The following is a 20,534-nucleotide window of genomic DNA, read 5'->3' on the forward strand; positions in this document are numbered from 1 at the left end:
CATATGGATACCGGGATAATGAATACTTCTTCCTGAAGATAAAAGCAGCGTTCCCCGGTAAAACGCGATGAACCTTTATTTTTGCTATCATTCAGGGCTCTGTTATCCTGTTTATCCGCACTGTCTCAGGGGGTTAACGGGAATGATTTACGATTTAATAATTGCCGGCAGTGGCTCTGCCGGTGCAGCGGCCGGTTATTACGCCAGCCGTGCAGGACTGAATGTATTGATGATTGATGCTCACCATCCTCCCCATAAACAGGGGGCACACCATGGCACCAGCCGCCTGATCCGTTATGCCTATGGCGAAGGTGAAAAATATGTTCCCCTGCTGCTGCGCAGTAAGGCACTGTGGCAGGAATTTGAACAAACCGCCGGGGTTAAGCTGTTACATCCCTGTGGTGTATTAAATGCCGGTCCCCGCGGTTCGGGATTTATGGAAAATATCAGGACCAGTGCACAACGCTGGTCACTGAATACAGAGACCCTGACTGCAAAGCAGGTACAGCAACGCTGGCCTGAAATTACCCTGCCTGAACACTTCTGTGCCGTTTACGAACAGGATGCCGGTTATCTTTCTGCCGAAAGTGCGATAGAACACTGGATCCGGCTGGCGAGGGAACAGGGGTGCGGCCAGCTGTTTAATTGCCCCGTCACTGCCATCGGCCGGCAGGATGGTCTGCAAAAAGTCACCACTGCCGAAGGTGAGTACTTCGGGCGCAAGCTGCTGGTCAGTTCCGGCAGCACAGTGCAGACTCTGTTGCCCGGATTACCTGTCACCCCGATACGCAAAGTATTTTCCTGGTTTCAGGCTGACGGGCGCTATAGTGAAAACAACCATTTCCCGGGGTTCAGTATCGAACTGGACGACGGCAGCCAGTACTACGGATTTCCGGCACAGGACAATGCTCTGAAAGCCGGACGCCATGACGGCGGACAACCCTTATCCCTGAATCAGCCCCGCCCGCCCTTTGGCAGTATCGCCCGGGATGGCAGCGAGTGTTTCGCTTTTCTGCGCCAGTGTCTGAGTGGTGTGGGTGGCTGTCTGTATGGCGAGTCCTGCAGTTATGATATGTCGCCGGATGAAGATTTTATTATTGATACTCTGCCGGATACCCCGGATTGTCTGGTGATCACCGGGCTAAGCGGCCATGGCTTTAAGTTTTCTCCGGTGTTAGGCGAAATTGCCTGCCATTTTGCTACTCAGGGACAGTTACCCGACTCAGTAAAACCTTTTTCTCTGCAGCGCTTCACTGGCTGAATGCGTTACCCTGCTGCCGCTCTGGCGCAGGGTAATTGTAACAAACCAATTCATTCCTGCGGCCCTGCGGGCTGTCTATTTTACCCTGCGCGGGTCTGTACCCCGGGCTGGCCCGGTCTCCCGGTCACGAAGGCTCTTTTCTGCCGGTACCTCCGCCAGTCTGTGGTTGTAATAATATTGTCATAACTGCCTTATAGGATTCTGGCTGCTTTTACCATGATGAATCTATTAAGGTTATGTGCAAATGAAGAAACCAGAAAATGAGAAGAATGACGCTACCGGACAGCAGCCTTCGGCGCAAAATACGCGTCCTGACAACCCGGCCCGCCGTCGCTTCCTCGCCGGAGCCTCGGTTATCGGCCTGAGTTCGGGGATACTGCCGCTGGCAGACGCAAAAACGCCATCTGCTCATCAGCCTGTAGCCTTAAATAAACTGCCTGAGAAACAGCAGGATCAATTGCTGAGAAAGCATGTCCGCAATATTGTTGTTATCTATGCAGAAAACCGCAGCTTTAATAATTTATTTGCCAATTTCCCGGGGGTAAAACATCCCCTTTCCGAACTGCACCCGCAACAGTATCAGCAGCGCGACCGCGATGGCACACTACTGAGCGAGTTTCCCCCGGTCTGGAAAGGACTGGTACCTGACGAACAAACCGTCAACCATACCCGTTACCAGGTCGCAGAAAATGCCCCGTATATGCAGCATCTGCCTAATAAACCCTTCGCGCTGAAGGGGCCCGATGGTGAAGCTCTGCCACAGGGTGTGATCACCCGCGATCTCTGGCATGTGTTCTATCAGAACCAGATGCAGATTAACGGCGGAAAAAACGATAAATTCGTCGCCTGGGCAGATTCAGGTGCCCTGACGATGGGCCATTACGGAGATAGTGCCTATAATATGCGCCTGTGGAATCTGGCCAGCGAATATACTCTCTGTGATAACTTTTTCCAGGGCGCTTTTGGCGGTTCATTCCTTAACCACCAGTATCTGGTCTGCGCCCGCCCGCCGTTTTATCCGGATGTCCACCAGTCACCGGCGAAAGATCAGGTCGCTACCCTGATGAGCGACGACCCGACCGATCCGCGTCTGAAACCAAAAGACAGCTCACCGACCAGCGCATTACAGGGGATCCCTCAGTTCGGTCCCAGCCAGCTGACCCCCGATGGCTATGCGGTAAATACTATGCTGCCGCCGTACTGGCCATCAGGCAGCCGGGACAAAAATAATCCGGCACTGGCAGATCTTTCTTCACCTAAAACTCTGCCGGCACAGACACACCAGCATATCGGGGACCTGTTGTCGGATAAAGGTATTGACTGGGCCTGGTATTCAGGCGGCTGGCAGTTTGCCGTTGACGGTAAAAAAGACAGTGATACTTTTCCTGCCCGCCCTGATTTCCAGCTGCATCATCAGCCCCTGAACTACTTTGCTGATCTCGGCCCGCAACACCCTGAGCGACGGGCAAAACACCTGCGTGACGGCGGGCTGGGGGATACGGCTGCGACCAATAAATTTCTGGCAGATGTCGATGCCGGAAAATTACCACCGGTCACTTTCTATAAGCCACAGGGTAACCTGAATATGCATGCCGGTTATTCAGATGTAGAATCCGGGGACCGTCATATTGCCCATATTGTTAACCGCCTGCAGCAAAGCCCGCAGTGGGATAATACTGTGGTGGTGATTACTTTCGATGAGAATGGCGGCTGGTGGGATCATGTTGCTCCGCCGAAAGGCGACCGCTGGGGACCGGGCACCCGGATACCCGCACTGGTGGTGTCACCCTTTGCCCTGAAAGGCCATGTGGAACATACCCAGTATGATACCGGCTCAATTCTGCGGTTAATCAGCCGGGTCTATGATTTACCGAAATTACCGGGTCTGCAGACCCGCGACAAAGCGCTGGCGAAACAAGGGTCTGCCCCGATGGGTGACTTAACCGAAATACTGCGTTTTCCGGTCTGATATATAAAACAGCCCCTGCTGTCACGGGGGCTGTTTCCTGATAACAATATGCCTGATTTTATCCGGCGTTAATTGTTATTATTCCGGTTTAACCGGTTGTGGCAGAGTCATACGTAATACTCCGCGTGATTTATTAAAGATCTTATTACTGGTTTCCCGCCCCGCACGGCGCAAGCGTTGCTCGTCCGGCGATAACTGAGACTCTTCCATGCACATCGGGCTACAGCAGCCATGATATTTTTCCGCGCACTGCGGGCACTGGATAAACAATAAATGGCAGCCATCATTAATGCAATTAACATGACTGTCACAGGGGGTGCCGCACTGATGACAGTGTGCCAGCACATCATCGGAAATACGTTCACCCATCCGTTCATCAAACACGAAGTTTTTACCTTTAAAACGGATAGGCAGCCCCTGCTCCCGGGCGCGGCGGGTATATTCGATGATCCCGCCTTCAATATGGTAAACATTACTGAAGCCGTTATGTCGCATCCAGGCGCTGGCCTTTTCGCAACGGATCCCGCCGGTACAGTACATCACAATTTTTTTATCTTTCTGCTGTTCCAGCATATCGACAGCCATCGGCAGCTGGTCACGGAAAGTATCCGCCGGAATCTCCATCGCGCGATCAAAATGTCCGACCTCGTATTCGTAATGATTACGCATATCGACAAATACCGCATCCGGATCATCCAGCATCTGATTGACCTGGTCGGCTTTCAGATAATCGCCCACATCACTGGCATCAAAACTGTCATCTTCAATTCCATCTGCCACAATACGGTCACGGACTTTCAGGCGTAATACCCAGAAGGATTTACCATCGTCATCCAGCGCAATATTCATACGCAGATGATTAAGGGCCGGATCAAAACTGTACAGTGCCTGTTTCATCTCTTCATAACGGCTGGCCGGTACACTGATCTGGGCATTAATCCCTTCATGTGCCACATAAATACGGCCAAAAACCTGTAATGACGTTAACAGAATATACAGACTGTCACGGAATGCCTGAGGATCAGTGATCTGAAAATATTTATAAAAAGAGACGGTTGTTCGTGGCTCGGTTTCGGCCAGCATCCGCTCTTTCAGCTCTTTATTGGATACAAGGTTATGTAACACTGGCATGGTGTTCGTTCCTGTCATCTATACTCATTATCGGGGGCGCGTATGATAACTGATTTGTTATCATGAAAAAACGGGGACTACCGATTCTTTGGCGAATCATGCTAAATCTTCGCGATACACCGCTGTCCGGTAGCTGCCCCCCCCCGTATATTGCGTTTTAGCTTAGCTAAAAACATGGCACAATAGTCGCCGAATTGTGGGGAAGTGATTCCCCTGTCGTTCCACGGAAACCTGGAAATAATAAAATAATATGACTCAATTGCCTGAATTTAACCGAAGCCTTTTCCATCCGCGTTACTGGCTTACCTGGCTGGGGATTGTTTTTCTGTACCTTCTGGTATTACTGCCCTACCCGGTGCTCTATTTTATAGGGACTAATCTTGGTCGTTTATCCATGCATTTTCTGAAAAGCCGGGTGATCACTGCCAGACGTAATCTGGAACTGTGTTTTCCTGCGATGCCGGTGGCTGATCGCGAAGCACTGCTGGTACATAATTTTGAATCTGTCGGTATGGGCCTGATGGAAACCGGGATGGCCTGGTTCTGGCCGGAATGGCGGGTACGTAAGTGGTTCAGGGTTTCCGGACTGGAACATATTGATACTGCACTGGCCAGTGGCCGTGGCATATTGTTAATCGGGATGCATTTTCTGACGCTGGAACTGGGGGCCCGTATTTTTGGTGTATTTAATCCGGGTATCGGCGTGTATCGTCCGAATGACAATAAACTCCTCGACTGGCTGCAAACCTACGGCCGGATGCGTTCCAATAAAGATATGATTGACCGTAAAGACGTTAAAGGTATGATCCGCGCGCTGAAAAATAATCAGATTATCTGGTACGCGCCGGACCATGACTATGGCCCGCGCGCCAGTGTTTTTGCACCCTTTTTCGCGGTCGGAACAGCAGCAACCACCCGCGGTACCTATATGCTAATGCGCACCAGTCATCCGACCGTCATCCCGTTTGTGCCCCGCCGGTTACCGAATGGCCGTGGTTACGAAATGGTGATTTTACCGGATGCCAGTGACTCCATTCCGCTGACTGATGAAGTGTCAACTGCCACCCGTATGAATCAGATTGTCGAAGAGGCTATCCTGCTGGCCCCGGAACAGTATATGTGGCTACACCGCCGCTTTAAAACTCAGCCGGAAGGTGAACCTTCGCTGTATTAATCTGCCACTGCTGCCCGGCAATACACATTCCGGGCGGCACGCCGTAAATCCTTCACTCCGCCGGTTGCCCCCTGTCTGTTTTGATCTATGCTTTACATTCTTCTCACGGATAATCTGAGGTTATCATATGGATCTTTTTAGCACCCTGTCTGAAGCAATCGATGCCGCACGGGAACAGTTTCTGGCCGATCATCCGGAAGCTGACCACGAGCCGGAAATCAGTCAGTTTGCTTTACAGAAATATGTAATGCAGGACGGTGATATTATGTGGCAGGCGCAATTCTCAGACGACGAAAATCAGGAAACCAGTGAATGTCTGCCATTACTCTATGATGATGCCGCGCAGGCTATCTGGTCAGGAGATTTTGACCCTCAGGAACTGACGCTGGAATGGCAGGACGAAAACACACTGCATGAATGGGATGAAGGCGAATTCCAGCTGACCCCTCCTACAGATACCGAAGAAGGGGAAGCCGCCGCCGAAGAATGGAATGATGACGACAGCGAGGCTGAACGCTGGTAACAAACACTGGCCGGTGAATCAATCGTAAGCTCCGTGTTTTGCATCCACCGGCAGTAACAGTGTGTCAATAATCAGAGACAGTGGCAGGTCGAGTAACGTCAGATAACGCAGCCCCCCGTCACGCATATCCCACTGCACCCCCGGGTAATACTGGTGTCCGTGGCCCTGACCAGGCACTGTACGGCTGATAATACTGCCACAGCCGGTCAGTAACATCATACATCCCGCCAGCATTACGACTCTCATTCTGTGATACCCTTTATCTTTCAGTGCCGCGTAGTCTAGCCTGTTTCCCCCGCGGGTGCCGATAAGGAATTCTCTGTTTTTTGTCGGGTTATTGTTAATTCCGCTGCTGCAGGGATAAAAAAACCCCTGAGCCAGTCAGGGGTTTGTAGCCGTCAGAGTAACGCCCGTTCAGTGGCGGGGTAATGCCAGCGGGTTAAGCGGCTGATTCTGATAACTGCTCAGCCACTGGTGATATTTATCACCGGACTGCCAGAGCCGGCTATGCACCCGTGCCAGAACCACCGGATCACTGATGATTTCTAAACGCTGATCCCGGTTAAGTTTTTCCGGTACGTCACTGAGTGCCTGATCCACCCGCCGGTCACGGGCATGCTCCAGTAACTGGCTACGCTTGTGTCTGGAGGTCGCCATTGCGGTGGCCAGCGCGTTGAAAGACGGATTAAACAGCGCATGCATAAAGCCGTTTTCCAGTGCTCTGCCACGGTTCAGCTGCAGGTAAGCATCCGTATCTACCAGCTCTTTCGGTGGCTGATACTCTTCGGGGATCAGAAACAGTCTGGCGCGCTGACTCTTCAGCCCGAGGGTTGCGCGGCTGGAGAAAACGGACACAAACGGCGACAGGATCAGCGAGAAAACGATCGGTGCCAGCCACCACAGGAAGTTGAGGTCCAGATACCCCATTCCCCAGGCCCAGACAATTCCCAGCAGCATCTGCGAGCCATGGCGGGCAAAGGCTTCTTTCCAGGGCGTAGCATCATCATCACGCTGTGGTGAATTCCACACGGCTTTTAACCCGAGGAAGGCACTGACCACAAATACTGTATGGAATAACATCCGTACCGGGGCCAGTAATACCGAGAATAACATTTCCAGCATCAGTGACAGGAATACCCGGACCGGACCACCATAAGGTTTCGAGCCTTTAAACCAGATAAGAATAATACTTAACAGTTTCGGCAGGAAAAGCAGCACCAGCGTGGTGGAGAATAACGCAATCGCCAGTTCCGGTCGCCACTGAGGCCAGACAGGAAACAGCTGTCGCTGTTGCAGAAAATACTGCGGTTCCACCAGCGTGTGCACCACCTGCAACGCTGTCGACAGGGCAAGGAACATAAACCATAAGGGCGCTGACAGGTAAGACATCACCCCTGTCAGAAACACTGCGCGGTGCACCGGGTGCATACCTTTTACCAGGAACAGCCGGAAGTTCATCAGGTTACCGTGACACCAGCGGCGGTCACGTTTAAGTTCATCCAGCAGGTTGGGCGGCAATTCTTCATAAGAACCCGGCAGGTCATAGGCAATCCATACCCCCCAGCCGGCGCGGCGCATCAGTGCTGCTTCAACAAAGTCATGAGAAAGAATTGACCCGGCGAAAGACCCCTCCCCCGGCAACGGTGCGAGAGCACAGTGCTCAATAAAAGGTTTCACACGGATAATCGCGTTATGTCCCCAATAGTGAGACTCCCCGAGTTGCCAGAAGTGTAAACCGGCAGTAAACAATGGCCCATAGACCCGGGTCGCAAATTGCTGACAACGGGCATACAGAGTATCCATCCCTGAGGCTTTCGGGGCAGACTGAATGATACCGGCATTAGGATTCGCTTCCATCATCCGTACCAGACCGGTCAGACATTCACCGCTCATCACACTGTCGGCGTCCAGTACCACCATATAACTGTATTCACTGCCCCAGCGGCGGCAGAAGTCATCGATGTTACCGCTTTTACGTTTTACACGACGGCGACGACGGCGATAGAAGATTTTACCGGCACCGCCGACATCACGGACCAGCTCCATCCAGGCTTTCTGTTCTGCAATAGCAATATCAGCATCATAGCTGTCACTGAGGATATAGACATCAAAGTGATCACTGTTACCCGTACGTACCACCGACTCCCAGGTGGCGCGCAGACCGGCAAACACCCTTTCCACATCCTCATTACATATTGGCATAATCAGGGCGGTACGGTGTTCAGGATTCAGGGGCTCCTCTCCGGTGGTCGAATAGGAGATACTGTATTTATCCTTACCGATCATTAATTGCAGGAAGCCCATCAGCGCCGTCCAGAATCCGGCAGACACCCAGCAGAACAGAATCGCAAACAGTATCAGAATGCCGGTCTGTAAGACATAAGGTAACAGCTGCAGCACCGTCTGTTGCCAGCTCTGGCTGAGTAATTCCGAAGAATCAATCATCCCCCAGCCCTGGTAAGGTAAAATAGTCTTCATATACCAGGTGGCAATCACTGTCTGAACCATTGTCAGTAACAGCAGAATATAACGGCGAATGGTACCGACAGTACGCCATTTCTCTTCGGCAATACGCTCATCGACACTGGCCTGGTCCTGATGCAGCGGCTTTTTGGCCCTGCCACGCATCGCGCCCCACATGCGGGTCAGCGGGTTTGTTTCCCAGGGTGAGGGATACATACCGGCACGTTTCAGCGGCGGCGTTGCTTTCAGGGTCGTCCGGTCAGCGTCATCTTTACCAAACTGCCGGCCTCCGTCTACGGAGTCCGGCCAGGCCATCCGGATCCTGGCCGACACGGATTTCAGTGCGGCATCATCCTCGCGATCACTGGCGGCGTTGTCATGACCAAGTTGCTGCTGTAAATCCGCAAAATCAGTCTCTGCGGATGGACGCAGCTGTGCCTGCTCCGCCGCAGACAGCGGCAGAGCATCGACATATTTTTCGGGGTTAAAGGTAGATTTATTCATTGGCAGGTAACTGATAGCTCCAGGTTTCCGTCAACGTTTTGTCGCCACTCACTAACGCAGCGCGCATTTCGGTGGTTTTTTTCGGGTCTTTGACTTTCAATCGCAATATCAGACGCCAGCCTTTAGTGACCGGATTATAACGGACACTCTGTTCCACCACGTCACCATTATCCCCGATACTGACTTGCGGAGACACCTGAGTATCCTGTGGCAGTTTACTCATTGCCTGACCGGTAAAATCGACGATAAAGGCGATTGAACCATCCGGCTGACGTACCAGATTGGACTGTCGTACATCTCCCGCGGAACGCAGGGTATCTTTTACCCACGCCACATCCGGCGTGTGCAGCTGAGACTCGTTACCCGTGAAATGTAAACGGTAGTTGAAGTCTGACGCCTTGCCCGTTTCCGGCATTTTTTCCGGTGACCAGAAAGCAACGATATTATCGTTGGTTTCATCATTGGTCGGAATTTCTACCAGTTCAACATGACCTTTACCCCAGTTACCCAGCGGCTCAACCCAGCCACTCGGCCGTAAGTCATAGCGGTCATCCAGGTCCTGATAATGGCTGAAGTCACGGTTACGCTGTAACAGACCAAACCCTTTCGGATTTTCCAGTGAATAGGAACTGACCGCCAGACGCTTCGGATTGTTCAGCGGTCGCCAGATCCATTCACCGTTACCGTTATGGATCGACAGTCCGTCAGAGTCGTGTAATTCATTACGGTAGTTCATGGCCGGTGATGGCTGATTCGCGCCGAACAGGAACATACTGGTCAGCGGGGCAATCCCCAGTTTGCCGACCGTATCACGCAGGTATATTTTAGAACGGACATCAACAGTGGTTTCTTTCCCCGGGTGTAGTACAAAACGGTAAGCACCGGTTGCCCGCGGCGAATCCAGCAGCGCATAGATCACCAGTTGTTTATCCTGCGGTTTCGGTCGCTCGATCCAGAACTCTTTAAAGCGCGGGAACTCTTCACCGGACGGTAACGCGGTATCAATCGCCAGGCCACGCGCTGACAGTCCATAGACTTGTCCGGCACCGACCACACGGAAATAGCTGGCCCCGAGGAAACTGGTTATCTCGTCTTGTTTGTTTTTACTGTTCAGCGGATACAGAACTTTAAACCCGGCAAAACCGAGGTTTTTCACCGAGTCCGCATCGGCCTGAACATTGGAAAAGTTGAAATAATCAGGGCTGTACTTAATCTCACGCACTGAAGAGGCGGTCACTTCGTTCAGTTTCACCGGCAAATCGAAGTACATGCCTTCCGGATAGAATTCGAGCTTAAACGGGGTACGCAATTTACCCCAATAGGTTTTGTCCTGTCTGAACTGAATTTTCTGATAATCCGCAAATTTCATGTCCCGGAACTGGGAAGGCAGATTACTTTTCGGTGCCTCATAACTTTTATCAGCCAGTGATTTTGCCTGTCTGGCCACATCATTCAGATCAAATGCCCAGCTGTTGCTGGCATACATTGCAAGCAGGACCGCAGCACCAACCCAGTGCATTTTCATCAATCCTGATTTTTTACATTCTGTCGTGAGCACATCTCCCCCTTGCGTGCGTGTGCCTGAATAAATCGCGCCCATAGTAATTGATTATTTCTGATTCTGACAGCTACGCCTGCAGATTGTACTGATTATCTTACTACAGGCTTTTTTTTCGGAATCTTTAACGAAACCAGCCAGTGTTAACACTTGTCTGATACAATTATAGTATGACTTTTCCAGCAGTTACTTCCGGAAAGTTCTAATTTATCTTATGAGTGATTTTTATGGTTACCGCAAAACCTGAACGAGAATATTTTCTGGACTCCATCCGTGCCGGGCTAATGTTACTCGGTGTCCCCTTCCATGTATCACTGATCTATTCAAGCCAGAAGTGGACAGTGAACAGCCCGACAGACTCATTGTGGCTGACGTTATTCAACGAGTTTATCCACTCCTTCCGGATGCAGGTTTTCTTTGTTATCTCCGGTTATTTTTCTTATATGCTCTATCTGCGTTACCAGCCGGTACGCTGGCTGAAAGTCAGGATGGAAAGAGTCGGGATCCCTTTTCTGGCCGCGATCCCGTTAATTACCCTGCCGCAGTTTTTTATGCTGAAAGCCTGGTCGGATAAATTTACCGACTGGTCGCAGTACAGCCTCTATCAGCGTTATAACACTCTGGTCTGGGAGCTGATCTCACATTTATGGTTTTTACTGGTATTACTGTTACTGACCGCCTCCGGCATGCTGTTGTTTGCGATGATCAATAAACATAAGCAGCGATTAAGTACCCTGACCATAAACTGGCCGCGTATTTTCCTTGCCCTGTCGGTCTGCGTGATCGGCTGGGGAGTGGTTCGCCGTTTATTACTCTGGCAGGCACCTGCGGTGCTGATGGACGGGTTATTTAATATTGCCGTTATGCAGTCATTATTTTATTTACCCTTTTTCCTGCTGGGCGCCATTGCCTGGATTAACCCGCAGGCCAAAGCCCTGTTTATTCGCCGTCACCCGCCGGTCTGGGCCGGGGCTATTTTGCTGTTTATCGCCTATCACCTTAACCAGCAATACAGTTCCGGGGCTGGCTGGTTATATGAACTGGACGCGTTAATCTCTATGGCCATGGGCCTGTGCATGCTGAATATCTGTTTCAGTTTCGGTTATCGTTTCCTGAATAATCCGTCAGGGAAGGTCAGGTATCTGGTCAATTCCTCTCTGTTTATTTATCTGGTACACCACCCGTTAACTCTGGTATTCGGTCTGTTTGTGATGCCACATATTGCCAGTAACAGCCTCGGTTTTTTTGCCGGTCTGATATTTGTTTTCGGTATCTCTTTCCTGCTCTACGAAATTCATCTGCGTATTCCGTTGCTACGCTTTTTGTTTTCCGGTAAAAAAGCCTGATATTTTCGTGGTCTGCCGTAACGTCGTTCACCAGACGACACGGCAGCCCCCGGGGTCAGCATCGCGGGGTTTGCACAAACAAACGCCGCCGCCCTGCCATCCCCGGTCATTAATCCCCTTTAGCGTAAGAGTTATCTTCCCCATGAATCAGGAAAATACCCTATCTTCATCCTGCCCTGTGCCGCACCAGTCACCGGGAATAACCACCGTATTCCTTTCTCCGGCTTTGCTTACCCGTGAATGCCTGGCCGGCGTGGTTACCGCACTGGCACTGATTCCGGAAGTGATTTCGTTTTCCGTCGTTTCCGGGGTATCACCGCAGGTCAGCCTGATTGCTTCGGTAGTGATCTGCCTGACCCTGTCACTGATCGGTGGCCGTCCGGCGATGGTCAGTGCCGCTGCGGGTTCTGTGGCACTGGTGATCGGCCCGATGGTGCATCTGCACGGCATCAGCTATATTCTGCCGACGGTGGTTCTGGCGGGGATATTGCAGATTATTTTCGGGCTGACGGGCATGTCACGCATGATGCGTTATATTCCCCGTTCCGTAATGACCGGTTTTGTTAACGCCCTCGGGATCCTGATATTTTTTGCTCAGGTGCCTCATGTGCTTGGACATTCTGCCGTGGTCTGGGGATTTTTTGCCCTGACACTGGTGATTGTGCTGTTACTGCCGCGTCTGTTACCTGCCATCCCTGCTCCGCTGGTCGCGATTGCCGCGGTGACAGCCATCTGCTGGACAATGGGCTATACCGTACCGAATGTCGGTGATGAAGGCGCTATCGGGGGCGGATTACCGGCACTTACCCGGCTGCTGGTACCCCTGAATATGACAACACTGCAGATCATCTGGCCAACGGCGGTCAGTGTGGCACTGGTCGGTATGATAGAAACGCTGCTGACAGCCAAAGTGGTCGATGATCTGACAGATACCACTTCGTCAAAACGCAAAGAAGCAACCGGCTTAGGTATCGCTAATATTATCGCGGGTTTCTGCGGCGGAATGGCCGGCTGTGCCATGATTGGCCAGACAATTGTCAACGTAGAGTTAGGCAAAGCCCGCAGCCGGGTGTCAACACTGGCTGCCGGGCTGGTCCTGCTGTTACTGGTCAGTGTCCTGAGCCGGGTGATGGCGCATATACCGATGGTCGTACTGGCAGCCATTATGATGGTGGTCGCAGTCAAAACCCTTAACTGGCACAGTATTCACCCTGCGACCCTGAGACGCATTCCTTTATCAGAAACCCTGATTATGCTGGCAACAGTGGCTATTACCGTACAAACCGCTAATCTGGCACTGGGCGTGGTCAGCGGTGTTGTGCTGGCGATACTGTGGTTTGCCCGCCGCCTGAGCCATGTGATCCGTGCCGAACGCCGGGTATCAGCCGATGGCCAGTCAGTCTGTTATCAGATTCACGGCCCTCTGTTCTTCGCCAGCAGCAATGACCTGTATGAGCATTTCAGTTATGCCGATGACCCGGCGACGGTAATCATTGACTTGTCTGCCGCCACACTCTGGGATACATCCACGGTGGCAGTACTGGATGCCATCGAACAGCGTTACCGCCGCCATAATGCAACAGTGACCATTGCCGGCCTTGACGGACGCAGCAAAGATCTTCACCAGCGACTGAGTGGTAAGCTGGACTGACCGATCTGACGGCCACGGATGGCCGCTGTTTATCCGGCAGACGTCGCACGGAGCTATCCACGCCATCAGTTCCCTTCCCTCTGTTACCAGACATCACCTTCTCCGCCATATTTTTCACTGGCCGGAAAAGCACAAAAAGTGCTTTTTTTTGCTAACCATGGCAATTAAATTTAACAAATCATTTTCTTTTAATTATATGATGTGACTTCCATCACAAATAGTTTTACAGATGTGGATTTCACATGAAGCAAATTTTTGAGCAAAGTCATACGGATTTACCGGCCAGTGGAACCGGTTCCAGTCGCAGGGGATTTATAAAATCTGCGCTGATATTAACCGCCGGCAGCCTGGCAGCCTCTTTACCGCTGCAGAGTTTTGCCAGCAGCCTGGTTCACGGTGGCGATACCACTCAGGACTTTATCAGTGTTTCGCAGGCGATTACCGAGCATAAACATATTAACCCGCAGCTTGCCACACACTTCCTCAGTGCATTTATCAAACGTGATAATCAGTTCAGCAGCAAAATCACCCGACTGGCACAGCTACGTCAGCCCGGAGATTCCGCCATCGCTTTCAGGCAGAAAGCGATTGACGCAGGACTGGGCGACTTCCTGCAGCAAATCCTGACCGCCTGGTATACGGGGACTATCGGTGATGATTACAAAGGTACCCTGGTTGCCTATAAACAGGCACTGATGTACGACACGGTCAGTGACGGGCTGGTGGTACCCACTTATTGCGGCAATGGTCCCTTATGGTGGACAGCGCCGGTACCGGATCCGCTGGATCCTGAACTGATTAATAACCTGTAAATAACACTTAAAACAGACAGATCATGATGAAAAAACCAGAATTTACTGCGGGTGGTGATGCATCCGCGGATATTGTTATTGTGGGCTCCGGTATCGTTGGCGGACTGATTGCAGACCAGCTGGTCAGCCAGGGATATTCGGTACTGATCCTTGAAGCCGGCTTGCGGATCAGCCGTGCACAGGCAGTAGAAAACTGGCGAAATATGCCGTTTGCTAACCGCGCAGGCTCTGATTTTCAGGGGCTATACCCTCAGTCTCCCCTTGCGCCAGCCCCACTCTATTTCCCGCCAAATAATTATGTCAATGTCACAGGCCCGAGTGCCGGCAGCTTCCAGCAGGGCTACTTACGGACCGTCGGCGGAACCACCTGGCACTGGGCGGCATCCTGCTGGCGTCACCATCCCAGCGATTTTGTGATGAAAAGCAAATACGGTGTCGGTCGTGACTGGCCTGTCTCTTATGATGAAATGGAACCCTGGTACTGTGAGGCTGAGTATGCGATAGGTGTCGCGGGCCCCAGCGACCCGTCTATGCAGTCACCCAGTGAGCGCAGCAGGCCCTACCCGATGGATATGGTGCCTTTTGCCCATGGAGACACTTATTTTGCCAGTGTGGTTAACCCGCACGGTTATAATCTGGTACCGATCCCGCAGGGCCGCAGTACCCGCCCCTGGGAAGGCCGTCCGGTCTGCTGTGGCAATAATAACTGCCAGCCTATTTGCCCGATTGGTGCTATGTATAACGGTATTCATCATGTGGAACGTGCTGAGCAGAAAGGTGCTGTGGTACTGGCTGAATCGGTGGTCTATAAAATTGATACCGATGATAATAACCGTGTCACTGCCGTACACTGGCTGGATAATCAGGGCGCTTCTCACAAAGCGACCGGCAAAGCTTTTGCTCTGGCATGTAACGGCATAGAAACCCCGCGCCTGCTGTTACAGGCCGCCAACCAGGCTAACCCGACCGGAATTGCTAACAGTTCCGATATGGTGGGCCGTAATATGATGGATCACTCAGGTTTTCACTGCAGTTTCCTGACGGAAGAACCTGTCTGGCTGGGGCGTGGTCCGGCCCAGAGCAGCTGTATGGTCGGCCCGCGTGACGGTGAATTCCGCAGTGAATATTCAGCGAACAAAATGATCCTGAATAATATTTCCCGCGTAGTACCGGCAACCAAACAGGCGCTGGCTAAAGGGCTGGTCGGTAAAGCACTGGATGAAGAGATCCGTTATCGTTCTATCCATGGTGTCGATCTTTCCATCAGTCTGGAACCGTTACCAGACCCGGAAAACCGCCTGACCCTGAGTAAAACCCGTAAAGATCCCCACGGACTGGCCTGCCCGGATATTCACTATGATGTCGGCGATTATGTCCGTAAAGGTGCCACCGCTGCCCACGAACAGCTGCAGCATATCGGTTCACTGTTCAACGGCAAAGAGTTCAACATTACTACTGCCCTGAATGCTAACAACCATATTATGGGCGGCACCATTATGGGGAAAAGCCCTAAAGATTCTGTCGTCGATGGAAACTGCCGGACCTTTGATCATGAAAACCTGTGGCTACCGGGTGGCGGCGCGATCCCTTCCGCCAGTGTGGTGAACAGTACCCTGAGTATGGCGGCGCTGGGCCTGAAAGCGGCTCATGATATCTCTCTGCGTATGAAGGAGCTGGCATGAAACGATTTTTCCGCCTGAAGCTGACGTTACTGGCTCTGGTCTGCGGCAGCCTGGGATCCGTGGCTGCCAGGGCGGCAGATATTGATCAGTCTCTGCTAAAACAAGGTGAGCTGGTCGCAACGGCATCTGACTGCCAGGCCTGTCACACCGCCCCCGGCAGTAAAACTGCCTTCAGTGGCGGCTATGCTATCGCCTCACCGATGGGGGCGATTTACTCAACCAATATCACCCCCGACCCGGCCACCGGGATTGGTCACTACACTGAAGCACAGTTTGTTGATGCCGTACGTCATGGTGTCCGGGCCGACGGAGCACAACTCTACCCGGCGATGCCCTATACTTCGTACCGGATGATGACCGACAGTGATGCTCATGCCCTGTATTATTACTTTATGCATGGCGTTAAACCGGTGGTACAGCAGAATACAGAAACCCGGTTAGCGTTCCCGTTCAATATCCGTTTCAGTATGAAGTTCTGGAACCTGCTGTATGCCGATAATAAAACCCTGCAACCGGATCCGCAGAAAAGTGCCGAGTGGAACCGCGGTAACTATCTGGTTAACGGGCTGGCTCACTGTGACACCTGTCACACGCCACGCGGTTTTATGATGAATGAAAAAACGGATCAGCCACTGGCCGGGGCTCCGCTTGGCAGCTGGTACGCGCCGAATATTACTTCCGATAAGATCAGCGGGATTGGTGGCTGGAGCAATGATGAAATCATCAGCTACCTGAAAACCGGCCGGGCCGAAGGTAAAAACCAGGCTGCTGGCGGTATGGCTGAAGCCGTTGAACACAGCCTGCAATACCTGCCGGACAGTGATCTGCAGGCGATTGCTGTCTATCTGAAACAGACCACGCCAATCCGCACCGCGGGGGAAACCAAAGCCGCGTACAGCTATGGCTCCTCATCGGTCAATGTGGATGATGAGGTCCGTGGGATGGCCGCAAATAATGCCCGTGACTCTCTGACTTCCGGTGCAGCCTTGTTCAGCGGTAACTGTGCCAGTTGTCACCAGCCAGACGGTGCCGGCAGCAAGAATCAGGCCTACCCTTCCCTGTTCCATAACACCGCGACCGGCATGATCCATCCGCAAAACCTGATTGCGACCATTCTGTTCGGTGTGCAACGCAATACCAAAGATCATCAGGTGCTGATGCCCGGCTTCAGTTCCCCCACTTATGTGGATAACCTGACCGATCAGCAAATCGCGGATATCAGTAACTATGTTCTGCATAATTACGGTAATCCTGAGGTCACCGTGCAGGCAGGTGATGTGGCCTGGGTCCGTAAGGGCGGCCATCCGCCGGCTCTGGTCGCTCTGCAGCCGTACATGATCCCCGCCATCAGTGTTGCGGTCATTATTGTGATACTGTTGCTGGTTGCCTTCCGCCTGCGGCGCAGTCGCCGCCGTTAGACGAACGGGTTAAAGGGGGCGACTGCCCCCTTTTTTGCCCGCAGGGTTAGCGGGATAATTGCTGACGGAGTTGCTGACCGGTCAGACTGTTCAGGAATAATTCACTGCCCGGCTGAAACAGACGCGCTTTATCCAGTCCGCCAGCCACCACCGGATCAAAACCGGCATTTTTTACCAGTTCAGAGACTTCATTCAGGGCCTGCTGATCGTTACCCGCCAGCGGAATGGCCAGTAACTCCCCTGACCGGTGCGCCTGTGAACTCAGAGTGTAAGCAGCAACCGAATTAAATCCGCGTACCAGACGGGCACCGGGGAAAAGCCCTGCACTGTATTCCCCTGCTCCCTGTTTCAGGGCCTGTTGCGCAATATTACCATCGCGGCCGGGGTAAGGATTGGTGACATCCAGGACAACTTTACCTTTCAGTTGCGGGCCGATAACCTTCGCCAGAGACGGCAATGCGCCATAAGGCACGGCCAGCACGACAATACTGGCTTTTTCAGCGGCCTGCTCAGGAGTGGCGGCACTGGCATGGGCACCAAGGGCACTGACCTGGCTTTGTAACTGGTCCGGATGCCGCGATGATAAAATCACCGGATATCCGGCTTTGCTCCACAGAGTTGCCAGAGTTCCGCCCATCTGACCGGCACCGATAATACCGACAACCGGTAAGCTACTGGCGTGGGCGGTTAGCATACTGCCAGCCAGCAATATAGCGCTGCAAAATAACTGCTTAATTCCTGTCACGGAATCCTCCTTAGTTATACAAATAAATCAGGCGAGCGGATCCCACAGGGTCATCAGGGGATGAGGCTGACCACTGACCGGGTCCTGATGCGGGTAAGGCAGCGAGGCAATACGCTGCTGCATCCCGGCGGTCGGGGCAGAACGACAGATATCCCAGTGCTGATCGGGCGGGTAGGCACCCACCACCAGAAAATCGTCACTGCTGCCGGTGTTACAGTGTCCGGTGCCTGCCGGCAGTAACACCACATCCCCGGCATTAACCGTCACCGTCTTTCCTCCCGGGCCGCCCAGCATCAGCCGGGCTTCACCACCGACAACCCCCAGGACTTCATGGGCAGTACTGTGGTAATGGTGGAAGTCGAATACCCCTGCCACCCACTGGGGTGGCCAGCCGTTATGTTGAAAAGCCTGTTCAGAGTGCTGCGTAACCGCGCCGGATAGCGGCAATACCTGCCGGTAGAGCAGGACAGGAAGGTGTGGATTATTCGGTACCCAGCCATTGGCTGATAATCTGAAATGTTCCGGAGTGAGCCGGGAGGGAGATTCACCACGTGCAGCGGCGGCAAACAAAAGTGGTGTGCTAAGCGCGATCTGCGTCATCACACGTAAAAAGTCCCGGCGGGAATCGACTGACATATTTCCCCCTTGAGCAATAGTTAACAAAACTGCAGATTTCTACCCTGAGAATAAGCGGCAGCAAACAGATATCGTCTGCCCGGTAACTGCGTCGTACGGCTATTAAAGGTATAAAAGCCCCGCGGCTTTTTGTAAAGTCCGCGGGGCTTTCAGAATACTGCAGGTAACAGAGAAAAGGTGACAGAATATATCTGAAACCTCAGATGACTTAGCGCACGGAGGTCTGCGCTTTACTGGTCACTAAAGCACTCAGCCAGGCTAACAGTCCGACAATCCCTAAAGCACCACCCACCCAGGCAGTGGCTGTCCAGCCCATACCGGCATTGATCACCACTCCGCCGAAGAACGCCCCTAATGCATTAGCAATATTTAATGCTGAGTGATTCATAGCCGCCGCCAGCGTCTGGGCCTTACCCGCGACATCCATCAGCCGGATTTGCAGACAAGGGATCAGTAGCGAAGTTGTCCCCACCAGGAAAGTTGCTACCACACCACCGCTCACAAATTTAGCCAGCAGCGGGAACAGAGCCATCACCACCAGGTTCCATAACAGAGCCACCGTGATCCCCCTCCTGACACTCCAGTCAGATAACCGTCCGCCGGCCATCATGCCGACAATCATTCCCAGCCCGAAAGCGGCCATCACCCAGGGAATTGCCCATTCGGCCAGCCCGGCAACCTGCATCAGAGTCGGAGTAATATAACTGAACACCGCAAACATACCGCCAAACCCGGCAGCACCGGTCAGCAGTACCAGCAAAACCTGCGGGGTTTTCAGTGCCGTCAGTTCCTGTAGCGGATGAGCTGACGGATCCCCAGGCTGATAAGGCACATAACGGATCACCAGCAGCAGTGATACCAGTGCACAGAGCCCGACAAACAGGAAGGCATAGTGCCAGTTAAGATGGTGCCCTACCCAGGCGGCCAGCGGTACTCCCAGCAGCGTGGCAATGGTCAGACCTGTCATCATCCGGCCAATCGCTTTACCCCGCTGTTCCGGTGCAACCAGCGAGGCTGATACCAGCGAGGCAATACCAAAATACGCCCCGTGAGGTAACCCGCTGATAAAACGCGCCACGACAAAGCTCATATATCCCGGGGTCAATGCACTGGCAATATTACCGGCGGCAAACAACCCCATCAGAAAAATAAGCAGATGCTGGCGGGACGCCCGTGCTCCCAGTACTGCAATTAACGGTGCTCCGAATACCACCCCTAATGCATATGCGGTGATCGCATTACCGGTACTGGTGACTGAATGTCCGAGCCCGTGCGCGACATCCGGTAATAAGCCCATAATCACAAACTCACCGGTGCCGATACCGAAGCCGCCCAGCCCCATCGCCAGCAGGGCCATCCCGATATTTATGGTCTTCTTTTGCTGCACAAAAACTCCAATACAATTAATTAATATTTACTAAACATATTTACATACATTCATGAGATGCATCCCTTCCGGGCATTGGATATCATGATCGCTCCTTATGTTCTCATGCCCGGTAAGCAACAGTCATGTGCGTATTGATAAATAAAACAAATAAGTCTGTTTCAGGTGTTGCTCTGCTGGTGGCGGGCGCTTTTTTTAGGTTCATCGCGTTTTACCGGGGAACGCTGCTTTTATCTTCAGGAAGAAGTATTCATTATCCCGGTATCCATATGCC

16 protein-coding genes are annotated in these 20,534 nt (G+C 52.5%); 9 read left to right on the forward strand and 7 right to left on the reverse strand.

Features of this window, described 5'->3' with window-relative positions; genetic code table 11:
• Nucleotides 1-142 precede the first annotated feature (142 nt).
• Nucleotides 143-1,261, forward strand: a complete 1,119-nt coding sequence (gene solA, locus JK211_RS15285) for an N-methyl-L-tryptophan oxidase (protein WP_212709513.1) — start codon at nt 143-145, stop codon at nt 1,259-1,261.
• Between the two features lie 244 nt (nt 1,262-1,505).
• Nucleotides 1,506-3,230, forward strand: a complete 1,725-nt coding sequence (gene acpA, locus JK211_RS15290) for an acid phosphatase (RefSeq protein WP_212709514.1) — start codon at nt 1,506-1,508, stop codon at nt 3,228-3,230.
• 78 nt (nt 3,231-3,308) lie between these two features.
• Here the strand turns inward: acpA and JK211_RS15295 are convergent, their stop codons facing one another.
• Nucleotides 3,309-4,361 (reverse strand): rhodanese-related sulfurtransferase, encoded by a 1,053-nt coding sequence (locus tag JK211_RS15295; RefSeq protein ID WP_212709515.1) that lies wholly within the window; start codon nt 4,359-4,361, stop codon nt 3,309-3,311.
• 250 nt (nt 4,362-4,611) lie between these two features.
• On the opposite strand from JK211_RS15295, the gene JK211_RS15300 reads away from it, so the two are divergent.
• Nucleotides 4,612-5,535: a Kdo(2)-lipid IV(A) acyltransferase gene (locus JK211_RS15300; protein WP_212709516.1), complete on the forward strand. Its 924-nt coding sequence runs from the start codon at nt 4,612-4,614 to the stop codon at nt 5,533-5,535.
• Nucleotides 5,536-5,662: 127 nt separating this feature from the next.
• The gene (locus JK211_RS15305) at nt 5,663-6,058 is read left to right on the forward strand and encodes a MysB family protein (protein WP_212709517.1); all 396 of its coding nucleotides are present in this window, start codon (nt 5,663-5,665) and stop codon (nt 6,056-6,058) included.
• A gap of 18 nt (nt 6,059-6,076) precedes the next feature.
• On the opposite strand, the gene JK211_RS15310 is transcribed toward JK211_RS15305, so the two are convergent.
• The 3 genes from JK211_RS15310 to JK211_RS15320 all read right to left on the reverse strand — a co-directional run bounded on the left by JK211_RS15310 (nt 6,077) and on the right by JK211_RS15320 (nt 10,553).
• Entirely contained in the window at nt 6,077-6,304 is a 228-nt protein-coding gene (locus tag JK211_RS15310; protein ID WP_212709518.1) for a YceK/YidQ family lipoprotein, read from the reverse strand.
• Nucleotides 6,305-6,472: 168 nt separating this feature from the next.
• Complete coding sequence (gene mdoH, locus JK211_RS15315) at nt 6,473-9,025, reverse strand: glucans biosynthesis glucosyltransferase MdoH (RefSeq protein WP_212709519.1); 2,553 nt, start codon at nt 9,023-9,025, stop codon at nt 6,473-6,475.
• Nucleotides 9,018-10,553, reverse strand: a complete 1,536-nt coding sequence (locus JK211_RS15320; protein WP_212709525.1) for a glucan biosynthesis protein G — start codon at nt 10,551-10,553, stop codon at nt 9,018-9,020. Before JK211_RS15320 ends, mdoH begins: the two co-directional genes overlap by 8 nt.
• 257 nt (nt 10,554-10,810) lie before the next feature.
• On the opposite strand from JK211_RS15320, the gene mdoC reads away from it, so the two are divergent.
• From mdoC to JK211_RS15345, 5 genes are all read left to right on the forward strand, one after another.
• Nucleotides 10,811-11,929, forward strand: coding sequence for a glucans biosynthesis protein MdoC (gene mdoC, locus JK211_RS15325; protein WP_212709520.1), 1,119 nt, complete (start codon nt 10,811-10,813; stop codon nt 11,927-11,929).
• Between the two features lie 142 nt (nt 11,930-12,071).
• Nucleotides 12,072-13,580 carry a SulP family inorganic anion transporter gene (locus JK211_RS15330; protein ID WP_212709521.1) on the forward strand — a complete coding sequence of 503 codons (1,509 nt, stop codon included), beginning with the start codon at nt 12,072-12,074 and terminating at the stop codon, nt 13,578-13,580.
• Between the two features lie 242 nt (nt 13,581-13,822).
• Nucleotides 13,823-14,392: a sugar dehydrogenase complex small subunit gene (locus JK211_RS15335; protein ID WP_212709522.1), complete on the forward strand. Its 570-nt coding sequence runs from the start codon at nt 13,823-13,825 to the stop codon at nt 14,390-14,392.
• A gap of 26 nt (nt 14,393-14,418) precedes the next feature.
• On the forward strand, nt 14,419-16,074 hold the full coding sequence (locus JK211_RS15340; protein WP_212709526.1) for a GMC family oxidoreductase: 1,656 nt from the start codon (nt 14,419-14,421) through the stop codon (nt 16,072-16,074).
• On the forward strand, nt 16,071-17,492 hold the full coding sequence (locus tag JK211_RS15345) for a cytochrome c (protein ID WP_212709523.1): 1,422 nt from the start codon (nt 16,071-16,073) through the stop codon (nt 17,490-17,492). The genes JK211_RS15340 and JK211_RS15345 overlap by 4 nt, the downstream gene beginning before the upstream one ends.
• A 46-nt stretch (nt 17,493-17,538) precedes the next feature.
• On the opposite strand, the gene JK211_RS15350 is transcribed toward JK211_RS15345, so the two are convergent.
• The 3 genes from JK211_RS15350 to JK211_RS15360 all read right to left on the reverse strand — a co-directional run bounded on the left by JK211_RS15350 (nt 17,539) and on the right by JK211_RS15360 (nt 20,260).
• On the reverse strand, nt 17,539-18,237 hold the full coding sequence (locus JK211_RS15350; RefSeq protein WP_343876818.1) for an NADPH-dependent F420 reductase: 699 nt from the start codon (nt 18,235-18,237) through the stop codon (nt 17,539-17,541).
• Nucleotides 18,238-18,264: 27 nt separating this feature from the next.
• A complete protein-coding gene (locus JK211_RS15355; protein WP_212709524.1) occupies nt 18,265-18,873 on the reverse strand; it encodes a cupin domain-containing protein in 609 nt (202 codons plus the stop codon).
• Nucleotides 18,874-19,081: 208 nt separating this feature from the next.
• Entirely contained in the window at nt 19,082-20,260 is a 1,179-nt protein-coding gene (locus JK211_RS15360; RefSeq protein ID WP_343876820.1) for an MFS transporter, read from the reverse strand.
• Nucleotides 20,261-20,534: the final 274 nt, after the last annotated feature.

The organism is Tatumella sp. JGM130 (assembly GCF_018257525.1).
Taxonomy (GTDB): Bacteria; Pseudomonadota; Gammaproteobacteria; order Enterobacterales; family Enterobacteriaceae; genus Tatumella; species Tatumella punctata.